Below are 11,205 nucleotides of genomic sequence, written 5' to 3'. Positions count from 1 at the left end.
ATTCAGATTTCAGGTCGACTCGACCTGAAATCATCCGGCTCTAGGCGGCCCTGGCATTGGCGTTCGGAAATGAGGCGAGCAGCATGAGCAAGAAGACCCTGATTGCGCCATCGGTGCTGGCATCGGATTTCTCCAAGCTCGGCGACGAGGTCGAGGCCGTCGTGGCGGCCGGCGCCGACTGGATCCATCTCGACGTGATGGATGGTCATTTTGTGCCCAACATCACCTTTGGCCCGCCGGTGATCAAGGCGATCCGCAATCGTACCAAGGCCTTCTTCGACTGCCATCTGATGATTGCGCCGGCCGATCCTTACCTGGCGGCCTTCGCCGAAGCCGGCTGCGACGGCATGACGGTGCACGCCGAGGCCGGGCCACATCTCGACCGCTCGCTCCAGACCATCAAGAACCTCGGCAAGAAGGCGGGCGTCTCGCTCAACCCGGCAACGCCGGAAACGGCGATCGAGTATGTGCTCGACCGGTTGGACCTCATCCTGATCATGACCGTCAATCCGGGCTTCGGCGGGCAGGCCTTCATCCCGGCGATCGTCGACAAGGTGAAACGGGTCAAGGCGCTGATCGGCGGCCGGCCGATCCGTATAGAGATCGACGGCGGTGTTTCGGCCGAAACGGCGCCGCTGGTGACCGCGGCCGGCGCCAATGTGCTGGTGGCGGGCGCCGCAGTCTTCAAGGGCGGCAGCGTCGAGGCCTATAGGGCAAATATCGAAGCAATTCGAACGGCTGCCGACAGGGCCGCCAGTTAAACGTATAACGGCACGAGCTCTCGCGGGAGTTGCACAACCGCGACAGCGATTGAACGACTGTTCATTCTATGAAGCGACCCAGGAACATCGTCTTTTCCCTGGGATTCTACTTTGTTCAATAAATAGACGGTCCGCTTGTCTTAAAGTCGAATATCGGCATCTTCCGCTTGAGACACCTCATTGCCCGGCTGTATGATACATGTACGGGAATTGCTTCGCCGCGGGGCCCTGGCAAACCAGGGGCAAAGCAACAGGAGTTCGATTGACAAACGGAAGCACCGAGCCGGGCGAGAGCAAGGGCGCCAAAAGCACGCTTGCCAGTTCGGTCTACCAGCAACTCCGCGACGACTTGCTGCGCGGGGCCCTGGAGTCCGAGACGAAACTGCGTGTCGAGTGGGTCGTTTCCCGCTATGGCGCCGGCGCTTCGCCGGTGCGCGAGGCGCTCAACCGCCTGGCCGCCGAGGGCCTGCTCGGCCGTCACGACCAGCGCGGCTTCTTCCTGATGCCGGTCAGCGCGGGTGAACTTGAGGAGCTGACGCGCACACGCTGCTGGCTGGAGGAGCGGGCGCTGCGCGAATCCATTGCGCACCGCACCGCAGAATGGGAAGAGCAACTGGTGCTGGCCCTGCACCGCCTGGCGCGCGCCGAGCGCCGCCTGCCGGATGACCCGGCAACCAACAATCCGGAATGGGAAAAGCTGCACCGCGCTTTCCACCGCGCGCTGATCGCGGCGTGCCGGTCGCACTGGCTGATCGGCTTTTGCGACCAGCTTTCCGACCAGGCCTCGCGCTACCGCCTGATCGCGCAAAACGCGCCAGGCACGGGGCGCGACGATCTCGGCGAGCACCGCATCATCGCCGAGCGCACGCTGGACGGCGACGCCGACGGCGCGGTCGAGGCGCTTCTCAATCACTACCGCCTCACCGCGGCGATGTGCATGGAACGCCTCGCGCAGGGTTATGATCCGAGGGCCGGCAAGTCCCAACGCGGCCGTAAATAGCGGATCGAAAAATCAACGCAGTTTTTGCTCCGGGCGCCAAATCTGGTATTCGCTCAGGCGAGCGCAATGCATGCGCCATTCGGCCTTCGTCCGCCTTGAGGACATTTCATGACCAATCATCTCTTCAGCGCATTCCGTTCCCGCATGCCGGCGCCCGGCCGGTTGCTGATGGAAACGGATGACGGCCGTTCGATCACCTATGGCGACATGCTGGCGAAGTCGGCGCAGCTGGCGCATGCCCTCGCGCAGGCCGGCGTCGAGCCCGGCGACCGTGTCGCGGTCCAGGTCGAGAAGAGCCCGGAGGCGATGCTGCTCTATCTCGCCTCGTTACGCACCGGCGCGGTCTTCCTGCCGCTCAACACCGCCTACACGCTGCCCGAGCTCGACTATTTCTTCCGCGACGCCGGGCCGAGGCTGATCGTGTGCGATCCCGATCGTCTGTCCGGCGTCGAGCCACTTGCGGCGGCGGTCGGCGCGACGGTGCTCACGCTCGGCCGCGACGGGCAGGGAACGCTGGCCAGCCAGGCTTCGCGGCAGGCAACCGATTTCAGCGATGTCGCGCGCGGGCCGGACGATCTTGCCGCGATCCTCTACACCTCCGGCACGACCGGCCGTTCCAAGGGCGCGATGCTCACCCACGAGAATCTCGCCTCCAATGCGCGCGTGCTGGTGGAGCACTGGCGCTTCGGCGCCGACGACGTGCTGATCCACGCGCTGCCCATCTTTCACACGCACGGCTTGTTCGTGGCCACCAACATCATCTTGATGGCCGGCGCGAGAATGTTCTTCGAGCAGAAATTCGATCCCGCGCGCGTCCTGTCGCTGATGCCGCGCGCGACCGCGCTGATGGGCGTGCCGACCTTCTATGTGCGGCTGTTGCAGCAGGACGGGCTGACGCGCGAGGCGACGAAGGCGATCCGGGTCTTCATCTCCGGCTCGGCGCCGCTGCTCGCCGAGACGCACAAGGCCTGGCGCGAGCGCACCGGCCACGCCATCCTCGAGCGCTACGGCATGACCGAGACCAACATGAACACGTCCAACCCCTATGACGGCGAGCGGCGCGCCGGCACGGTCGGCTTTCCCTTGCCCGGCGTTTCGCTGCGCATCACCGATCCCGAGACGGCCAAGCCGCTGGCCCAGGGCGAAATCGGCATGATCGAGGTCAAGGGACCGAACGTCTTTGCCGGCTATTGGCGCATGCCTGACAAGACCAAGGCCGAGTTCCGCGACGACGGCTTCTTCATCACCGGCGACCTCGGCCTGATCGATGCCGACGGCTATGTCCACATCGTCGGGCGCGGCAAGGACCTGATCATCTCGGGCGGCTACAATGTCTATCCGAAGGAGATCGAAAGCGAGATCGACGCGCTCGACGGCGTCAGCGAAAGCGCGGTGATCGGGGTCGCGCATCCCGATTTCGGCGAGGGCGTCACGGCGGTCGTGGTGCGCAAGCCGGGCTCGGCGATCAGCGCCGCCGACATTGCCGGCGCCATCGCCGGACGGCTGGCGAAATACAAGCATCCGAAGCAGGTAATCTTCGTCAACGAACTGCCACGCAACGCAATGGGCAAGGTGCAGAAGAACGTGCTGCGTGATGAGTATAAGGATATCTATGCCAAAGCCGGCTAACAACACCCCGTCGTCATCCTAGGGCGAAGCAAGGAGCGAAGCGACGCGCGCAGACCCTAGGATCCATGCCGTGACGCTAAAGCGTTGCTAACGTTGCAGAATCTGCACTGTTGTACTTTACGCCACAGGTCACGGAATGGATCCTCGGGTCAAGCCCGAGGATGACGACGCGCGAGGGGCTCCGGCCAATCGCGGGCGTTTGCATTGGCTTCGACGGTGGATCGAGTGCCTACGCGCCAAAGACCTTCTTACCGCCGATCCAGACGTTCCTGACATCCAGCCCTTCCGACAGCCCAACAATGTCGGCGGCTGTCCCGTTGGCGAAGCGGCCAAGCCTGTGGGCCTGGCCGATCGCCTCGGCCGGATAGAGCGAGGCCATGCGCAGAGCCTCGTCGAGTTCCAGGCCGACGACGCGATGGACGTAACGCACGGCGGAAATCATGTCGAGATCGGCGCCGGCCAGCGTGCCGTCAGCAAGCCGCAGGCTCCCGTCCTTGCGGTAGATGGTGCGGCCGTTGAGCGTGAACGACGTCATGTCGGTGCCGATCGTCGCCATGGCGTCGGTAACCAGCACGATCTTGCCCGGCCCCTGCTTGCCGCGCAGCGCGAGGATCATCGTTGCCGGATGGACATGGATGCCGTCGGCGATGATGCCGGCATACAAGCCGCCGGTGTCGATCGCCGCGCCGGCCAGGCCCGGCTCGCGATTGCCGATCTGGCTCATGGCGTTGAAGAGATGCGTGACCACCGTGGCGCCGGCTTTGGCGAAGGCGGTGGCCGTCGCGTAATCGGTGTCGCTATGGCCGAGGCTGACGATGACGCCGGCCTCGACCAGCGCCGCGACACGTGCCGGCTCGACCGATTCCGGCGCGATCGTGGTGAGCAGCACCGGCAGGTCCCGCCGCGCGGCAATCAATGCCGCCTGATCGGCGTCGGTCATCGGCCGGATCAGGGCCGGATCATGCGCGCCCTTGCGGGCTATGGAGAGATGCGGCCCTTCCAGGTGCAGGCCAAGGAAGCCCGGCACCTTCTCCCGTGTGGCCTCAGCGCCGGCAGCGGCCGCCGCGGCGGTGATCGCCGGCGTGTCGGTGATCAGCGTCACCAGCAGCGCCGTGGTGCCGAAGGGCGCATGCGCCCGGCAGATGGTCTCGATCGAGCCGACGTCAGGGTGGTCGTTGAGCATGACGCCGCCGCCGCCATTGACCTGGATGTCGACGAAACCCGGCACCAGCAGGCCGCCGCCAGTCTCGACCGCCGAAACGCCGGACGGAATCGCCCCGGCGGGCAGGATGGCCTCGACGACGTCGCCCTTGACGACAAGGGCGGCATTGTCATGCCAGTCGGCACCGTCGAAGATGCGGGCGCCGGTGAGTGCGAAACGGTCGCTCATACGGTTTCCGTCACCTTGCGCAGGTTGCGCGGCGTGTCGGGGTCGAGGCCGCGATGGCGGGCGAAGGCCTCGACGAAGCCGTAGAAGGACACGATCAGCGGCAGCGGATCCGTCAGCGGGTGGCCGGTGGCGACGTGGGGAAGAAGCCGCGCGGCCTTCGCCTTGTCGGAGGTGATGAAGGCGGCGGCGCCCTTGGCCGTCAGGCCGTCGGCCGCCTCGGCGACCGAGGGTTCGGACGCATCGCGCGCGGCAAGCGCCAGGACCGGAAAACCCGGACCGACCAGCGCCAGCGGCCCATGCATGACCTCGGCGGCGCTGTAGGCCTCGGCGTGCATCGCGCAGGTTTCCTTGAATTTCAGCGCCGCCTCGCTGGCGATCGCGAAGGACGGGCCGCGGCCGAGGATGAACAGCGATTGCGGGTTCTCCAAAGCGCCGGCGAGCGCCATCCAGTCGCAGGCGATCGCCTTCTTGAAATGGCCGGGAAGGCCGGCGAGCGCCTTGATCAATGCTTGGTCATCGGTGGCATGCGCCATCAGCGCCAGACCGGCGACAGCCGAATTGACGAAGGTCTTGGTGGCCGCGACGCTGCGCTCAGGTCCGGCCAGGATATCGATGGCATAGTCGGAGGCCCGCGCCAGCGGCGAGTCCGCCGTGTTGGTGATGGCAACGGTGAGCGCGCCGCCGGCCCGCGCGGTTTCAGCCATGGCGACGATGTCCGGGCTCTTGCCCGACTGCGAGATCGCCAGGCAGGCGGAGCCGCGCAGTCTGAGCCTGGCGCCGTAAATGGACGCGATCGACGGCCCGACCGAAGCGACGGCAAGGCCTGCCGTCAGCTCGACGGCATATTTCATGAAGGTCGCGGCATGGTCGGACGAGCCGCGCGCCACGGTGACGACGAAATGTGGATCACGCTCGCGCAGGCCGCGACCGGCCTCGGCCAACACGGCGGACGAGCCGTCGAGAAGGCGCGCGGCCGCTTCCGGGATCTCGTCGATCTCGCGCCGCATATGGGTGGTGCTGGCATTCATGGCCGGAGCTCCTCTCCCGGCCCGGTCAGCCGGAGTTCCGCGACGAAATCATAGGCGTCGCCCCTGTAGACCGAGCGGGTGAACTCGATCACCTTGCCGCTCGCCAGATAGGAAATGCGCTCGATCTGCAGTCCGGCAACCCCCGGCGGCACTTCCAACAGGCGCGCATCGGCGTCGCCGAGATTGGTGGCCGAGATGCGCTGCACGGCGCGTACCGGGCGATTGCCGGTCGTTTCCAGCGCCGCATAGAGCGAGGAGCCGATCGCTTCGGGATCGGGCAGGACGTTGGCCGAGAGCGCCGCGCGCTCGATCGCCAGCGGCGTGTCGTTGGCGATGCGCAGGCGCGCGACGCGCGCCACCAGCTCGGTCGAGGAGAGGCCCAGCACCATCATCTCGTCCGGCGACGGCGCATAGAGGCCGCGGTCGAGCCAGACCGAACGCACATTCATGCCGCGGCGCGCCATGTCCTCGGTGAAGGAGGTGAGCCGCGACAGCGACTGCTCGACACGCTCCATGCGCGGCGCGACGAAGGTGCCCGAGCCGTGACGCTGGACGAGGATGCCGCCCTTGACCAGATCCTGCACCGCCTTGCGCACGGTGACGCGCGATATATCGGCCTTGCTGGCGATGTCGCGCTCGGAGGGCAGCGCGTCACCCGGACCGATCAGGCCGCGATTGACCGCTTCCTCGATGCTGCGCCTGAGCTGCAGGTAAAGCGGCGCGCCGCTCTGCGAGGATTCTTTCAGCATGGCGAAGATCTGGTCGGCGGCGCTCATCGCGACGCCTCCGGCAACATGGCGAAGATCTGATCGGCGGCGCTCATCGGGCGGCCTCCGAGCCACTTGCGAAGATGCGCAGGGCCATCTGCACGGCGCCGCCCAGCGCGTCGTCGAGCGGGGCTTTGAGCAGTGCCTGATAGCGTGCCGAAAGGCGCGGCGCGTAAAGCGGCGCCAAGCCGCCGAGCAGGCAGAGCGGCGCATCGTCGGCAAGATCGAGCGCGCCGAGCGAGGCCTCGACATCGGCGACCGCCTTGCCGAGGATAAAATTGGCGACGAGATCGCCCTTTTCTGCATGCTCGAAAACCTTTGGCGCGAAGCCGCCGAAATCGCCGGGCTTGGCGTTGGTGGTGAATTCGACCACGTCCTCGGGATTGTTGCGGAAGACGGCGAGCATGGCGTCGGTCAAGGGCGAGCCCGGACGAATGCCGTCATAGGCAAGCAGCGTCTGTTCCAGCAGGTCGCGGCCGATGCGGGCGCCGCTGCCCTGGTCGCCGACCTGGAAACCCCAGCCGCCGATGGCGCGCGACTTGCCAGCTTTACGCGCCATATAGGCGGTCCCGGTGCCCAGAATGGCCATGGCGCCGTCACTAGGCCCGACCGCGCCCTCGAGCGCGATCTCGGCGTCGGTTTCGACGCGACTCCGGCTGAAGGGCAGGATCGCCTCGAGCTGCTGCCGGTAGGTGCCGACATTGGCGCCGGCGAGACCGAGAATAGCCGGCGTTTGGGGAATCAGCTCCGGATCCGCGCCAGCGGCCAAGAAAGCCTGCCTCGCCGCTTCGACGATGTTGGCACGGGCGCCGGTGAGATCGGTGCGGATGTTGGCGGCGCCGCTCTTGGCGCGGCCGACGACAGCGCCTTCGACGGTCGCAAGGGCCGCCCTGCAGCTGGTGCCGCCGCCATCGATGCCAAGCACGAATTTCACGCGATTTCTCCTCAGGCCGGAATAATACCAATAAAATACCAATAGCCAAGAGTTAATTTCTGTTCCAAAAAACATTAAGGCGCATTTTATTGAAAAGGCAGGTTAATTTGCCGGCAAGCTTGGTCCATCGCCTGAAATTCGTTAATCCGTGTGGACAAGTGGTATTTTTTTGGTATTGTTGCTTCAGTTGGAGGAAAATGGATGGCCGAGACGCGCACCGAAGCGCTCCACCAGAATGCCGCGGGGCTGGATGTCCAGGCCCCCGAAACCATTCTGGCGTTCCTGGCCAATGCCCAGATCGAGGCCGGCGAGGCCGTGCACGGAGCCATTCCGGCGATTGCCGTTGCCGCCGAACTCATCGCGAAGCAATTGAAGAGCGGCGGCAAGCTCGCCTATGCGGCGGCCGGCAGCTCCGGCTTGATGGCGGTGGCCGACGCGCTGGAGTTGCCGGGCACCTTCGGCATTGCGCGCGACCGCATCGCCATCCTGATCGCCGGCGGCGAGGAAGCCTTCCGCACGCTGGCCGGAGGACCGGAGGACGATACCGAGGAAGCGTCGGCGGCGGTTGCCGCGGCTGCCATCGGCAAGGGCGACTGCCTGATCGCCATTTCGGCCAGCGGTTCCACGCCCTATGCCGTGCGGGCGCTCGAAGACGCGCGCAGCCGGGGCGCCGCCACCATCGCCATCGCCAACAACCGGGGCGCCGTCCTGTTCGAGCAGGCCGACGTCGCCGTCCTGCTTGAAACGCCGCCTGAGCTGATCGCCGGCTCGACGCGTATGGGCGCTGGCACCGCGCAGAAGATCGCGCTTAACATGCTGTCGACGCTCACCGCCGTCCATCTCGGCCATGTCCATGACGGCTACATGGTCAACCTGACCGCCGACAACATCAAGCTGCGCGACCGCGCCGTGCGCATGGTCGCCGCCATCAGCGGCAAGAGCCGCGACGACGCCGCCCGCCTGCTCGAAGAGAGCCGCGGCGGCGTGAAAACTGCCATTCTGCTCGCCGCGGGCGCCGCCAGCGCCGACGCGGCCGAGAAGATACTGGAAGGAACCGGCCAGAAGCTCAGGCCGGCGCTTTCCGCGCTGGGGCATGATCCCGAAAAGTAGAACCCGCTTTTCGGAAAAGATCATGCCCTAACAAAGAAGTAGGGCCTGTTTCTCCCGATTTCCATCGGGTGAAACGGGCTTGCGAGGGGAGCAAGGGGCGCTGAGCCTCTGTTCTCAAAACCGAACCTGAAAAAGGTCAACAGGGAGACTGAAGATGAAGACCAAACTACTGACGGCCCTTCTGCTCGGCACAAGCATCCTCGGCACGACCGGGATGGCTCTGGCCGAGGACGTGACGCTCAACATCGAAAGCTGGCGCGGCGACGACCTGACCATCTGGAAGGACAAGCTGATCCCGGCCTTCGAAGCCAAGAACCCCGGCATCAAGGTGGTGTTCGCGCCTTCGGCGCCGACCGAATACGACGCGGCCCTCGGCGCCAAGCTCGCCGCCGGCTCGGCAGGCGACCTGATCACCTGCCGCCCCTTCGACAAGTCGCTGGAACTGTTCAAGAAGGGCAACCTCGCCGACCTGAGCTCGCTGCCTGGCATGGAGAACTTCTCGCCCGTCGCCAAGGCCGCCTGGCAGACCGACGACGGCAAGTCGAGCTTCTGCGTGCCGATGGCCTCGGTCATCCACGGCTTCATCTACAACAAGGATGCCTTCGACAAGCTCGGCATCAAGGTGCCGCAGACCCGCGACGAGTTCTTCGCCGCGCTCGACAAGATCAAGGCGGACGGCACCTATATACCGATGGCGATGGGCACCAAGGACCTCTGGGAAGCCGCGACCATGGGCTACCAGAATATCGGCCCGAACTATTGGAAGGGCGAGGAAGGCCGCCAGGCGCTGATCAAGGGCGAGCAGAAGCTGACCGATAAGGACTGGGTCGCGCCGTATGAGGAATTGGCCAAGTGGAAGCCCTATCTCGGCGACGGCTTCGAGGCGCAGACCTATCCGGACAGCCAGAACCTGTTCACGCTCGGCCGCGCCGCCATCTACCCGGCCGGCTCGTGGGAAATCGGCCTGTTCAACACCCAGGCGCAGTTCAAGATGGGCGCCTTCCCGCCGCCAGTCGAGAAGGCCGGCGACACCTGCTACATCTCCGACCATACCGACATCGGCATGGGCCTGAATGCGGCATCGAAGCATGCGGAAGAGGCCAAGAAGTTCCTGTCCTGGGTCGCCTCGCCGGATTTCGCCACCATCTACGCCAACGCGCTGCCGGGCTTCTTCAGCCTGAACTCCTCGCCGGTGAAGATGGAAGACCCGCTGGCGCAGGAATTCGTCTCCTGGCGCGGCAAGTGCAAGTCGACGATCCGCTCGACCTACCAGATCCTGTCGCGCGGCACGCCGAACCTCGAGAACGAGACCTGGGTCGAATCGGCCAATGTGATCAACGGCACCGACACGCCGGAAGCCGCGGCCAAGAAGCTGCAGGATGGTCTCGACAGCTGGTACAAGCCGGCGAAGTAAGAGCATCGATTGCGATGCCGGCCGGGCGCGGGCCCGGCCGGCATTCAAACAGTTCCCGATAGCGATTGTCGGCGCTGCCTCCCGGTCTTACCCTCAGCTTGCGGGGAAGACGGAGCCGATCTGTCGCTGGCTTGTCTTTCTCCTCGAAGGGGACAGCCAAGCCGTGCATCGAGGCATCAGCTAGCATCGACCGAACTGGAACCCAGAGACGGCGGGGAACCGAACTCATGGCTACCGAACTCATGGCTGCAGAAACGCGACCGAAAAGAGCGATCCGCTGGCATGTCGGCGTCTTCCTGGCGCCGGCGGTGCTGGTCTACACCGCATTCATGATCCTGCCGCTGTTCGGCACGCTGCAGCTTTCGCTGTTCCGCAACATCGAGCAGTCCCAGGTCTTTGTCGGATTGGGCAATTTCCGCACGCTGTTCGGCGATCCGAACTGGTCCGTGAATTTCTGGAACGCGCTGCGGAACAATGTCTGGTTCTTCATCATCCACATGCTGGTGCAGAACCCGATCGGTGTGCTTCTGGCGGCGCTTCTTTCCAGCCCCCGGCTGCGCTTCACCGCCTTCTACCGCACGGCGATCTTCGTGCCGACGATCCTGTCCTTCGTCATCGTCGGCTTCGCCTGGAAGCTGATCCTGTCGCCGATCTGGGGCGTGGCGCCGCATCTGATGGATTTCGTCGGATTGAAGAGCTTTTTCACGCCGTGGCTGGGCAAGGAGCATTATGCGCTCACCGCGCTCAGCCTGGTCTCGGTCTGGCAGTTCGTCGGCATCCCGATGATGCTGATCTATGCAGCGCTGCTGTCGATCCCCGACGAGGTGATCGAGGCGGCCGAATGCGACGGCGTCACCGGCATGGCGCAGTTCTGGAAGATCAAGCTGCCGCTGATCCTGCCTTCGATCGGCATCATCTCGATCCTGACTTTCGTCGGCAATTTCAACGCCTTCGACTTGATCTACACGGCGCAAGGGGCGCTCGCGGGGCCGAACTATTCGACCGACATCCTCGGCACCTTCCTCTACCGCGCCTTCTTCGGCTTCCAGCTGCAGGTCGGCGATCCCAATATGGGCGCGACCATCGCCACGATCATGTTCCTGATCATCCTCGCCGGCGTCTGCGTGTATCTGTTCCTCGTGCAGACGCGCCTGCGTCGCTACCAGTTCTGA

10 protein-coding genes are annotated in these 11,205 nt (G+C 65.0%); 6 read left to right on the top strand and 4 right to left on the bottom strand.

From position 1 onward, the window contains the following. Positions 1-83 precede the first annotated feature (83 nt). From rpe to FJ425_RS04190, 3 genes are all read left to right on the top strand, one after another. Positions 84-761 carry a ribulose-phosphate 3-epimerase gene (gene rpe / locus FJ425_RS04200; RefSeq protein ID WP_140546550.1) on the top strand — a complete coding sequence of 226 codons (678 nt, stop codon included), beginning with the start codon at positions 84-86 and terminating at the stop codon, positions 759-761. A gap of 262 nt (positions 762-1,023) precedes the next feature. Next, entirely contained in the window at positions 1,024-1,761 is a 738-nt protein-coding gene (locus FJ425_RS04195; protein WP_246677868.1) for a GntR family transcriptional regulator, read from the top strand. 108 nt (positions 1,762-1,869) lie between these two features. Continuing rightward, positions 1,870-3,390 carry a malonyl-CoA synthase gene (locus tag FJ425_RS04190; protein ID WP_140721968.1) on the top strand — a complete coding sequence of 507 codons (1,521 nt, stop codon included), beginning with the start codon at positions 1,870-1,872 and terminating at the stop codon, positions 3,388-3,390. 229 nt (positions 3,391-3,619) lie between these two features. Here FJ425_RS04190 and nagA read toward each other — a convergent pair whose 3' ends face one another. The 4 genes from nagA to FJ425_RS04170 are packed head-to-tail and all read right to left on the bottom strand — an operon-like array spanning position 3,620 to position 7,509. After that, complete coding sequence (gene nagA / locus FJ425_RS04185) at positions 3,620-4,780, bottom strand: N-acetylglucosamine-6-phosphate deacetylase (protein WP_140628445.1); 1,161 nt, start codon at positions 4,778-4,780, stop codon at positions 3,620-3,622. Beyond that, the gene (locus FJ425_RS04180; protein ID WP_140628442.1) at positions 4,777-5,808 is read right to left on the bottom strand and encodes an SIS domain-containing protein; all 1,032 of its coding nucleotides are present in this window, start codon (positions 5,806-5,808) and stop codon (positions 4,777-4,779) included. The genes nagA and FJ425_RS04180 overlap by 4 nt, the downstream gene beginning before the upstream one ends. Beyond that, positions 5,805-6,584: a GntR family transcriptional regulator gene (locus tag FJ425_RS04175; RefSeq protein ID WP_140721966.1), complete on the bottom strand. Its 780-nt coding sequence runs from the start codon at positions 6,582-6,584 to the stop codon at positions 5,805-5,807. Before FJ425_RS04175 ends, FJ425_RS04180 begins: the two co-directional genes overlap by 4 nt. A 43-nt stretch (positions 6,585-6,627) precedes the next feature. After that, complete coding sequence (locus FJ425_RS04170) at positions 6,628-7,509, bottom strand: N-acetylglucosamine kinase (protein WP_140628431.1); 882 nt, start codon at positions 7,507-7,509, stop codon at positions 6,628-6,630. Between the two features lie 201 nt (positions 7,510-7,710). On the opposite strand from FJ425_RS04170, the gene FJ425_RS04165 reads away from it, so the two are divergent. The 3 genes from FJ425_RS04165 (at position 7,711) to FJ425_RS04155 (ending at position 11,205) form a co-directional block, all read left to right on the top strand. After that, the gene (locus FJ425_RS04165) at positions 7,711-8,619 is read left to right on the top strand and encodes an N-acetylmuramic acid 6-phosphate etherase (protein WP_140628427.1); all 909 of its coding nucleotides are present in this window, start codon (positions 7,711-7,713) and stop codon (positions 8,617-8,619) included. A gap of 154 nt (positions 8,620-8,773) precedes the next feature. Then, positions 8,774-10,033 carry an ABC transporter substrate-binding protein gene (locus FJ425_RS04160; RefSeq protein WP_140547114.1) on the top strand — a complete coding sequence of 420 codons (1,260 nt, stop codon included), beginning with the start codon at positions 8,774-8,776 and terminating at the stop codon, positions 10,031-10,033. 242 nt (positions 10,034-10,275) lie between these two features. Continuing rightward, on the top strand, positions 10,276-11,205 hold the full coding sequence (locus FJ425_RS04155; protein ID WP_140629709.1) for a sugar ABC transporter permease: 930 nt from the start codon (positions 10,276-10,278) through the stop codon (positions 11,203-11,205).

Source organism: Mesorhizobium sp. B2-7-2, from assembly GCF_006440775.1.
GTDB lineage: Bacteria > Pseudomonadota > Alphaproteobacteria > Rhizobiales > Rhizobiaceae > Mesorhizobium.
Note: the sequence above shows the minus strand (reverse complement) of the source record. Positions and strands in the feature narration are given on the sequence as shown.

What these genes read in the sequence shown, in the direction of transcription:
- FJ425_RS04160 (WP_140547114.1), top strand. Translation starts at nt 8,774, where the DNA reads ATGAAGACCAAACTACTGACGGCCCTTCTGCTCGGCACAAGCATCCTC.
- FJ425_RS04165 (WP_140628427.1), top strand. Translation starts at nt 7,711, where the DNA reads ATGGCCGAGACGCGCACCGAAGCGCTCCACCAGAATGCCGCGGGGCTG.
- FJ425_RS04180 (WP_140628442.1), bottom strand. Translation starts at nt 5,808, where the DNA reads ATGAATGCCAGCACCACCCATATGCGGCGCGAGATCGACGAGATCCCG.
- FJ425_RS04155 (WP_140629709.1), top strand. Translation starts at nt 10,276, where the DNA reads ATGGCTGCAGAAACGCGACCGAAAAGAGCGATCCGCTGGCATGTCGGC.
- FJ425_RS04175 (WP_140721966.1), bottom strand. Translation starts at nt 6,584, where the DNA reads ATGAGCGCCGCCGACCAGATCTTCGCCATGCTGAAAGAATCCTCGCAG.
- rpe (WP_140546550.1), top strand. Translation starts at nt 84, where the DNA reads ATGAGCAAGAAGACCCTGATTGCGCCATCGGTGCTGGCATCGGATTTC.
- nagA (WP_140628445.1), bottom strand. Translation starts at nt 4,780, where the DNA reads ATGAGCGACCGTTTCGCACTCACCGGCGCCCGCATCTTCGACGGTGCC.
- FJ425_RS04190 (WP_140721968.1), top strand. Translation starts at nt 1,870, where the DNA reads ATGACCAATCATCTCTTCAGCGCATTCCGTTCCCGCATGCCGGCGCCC.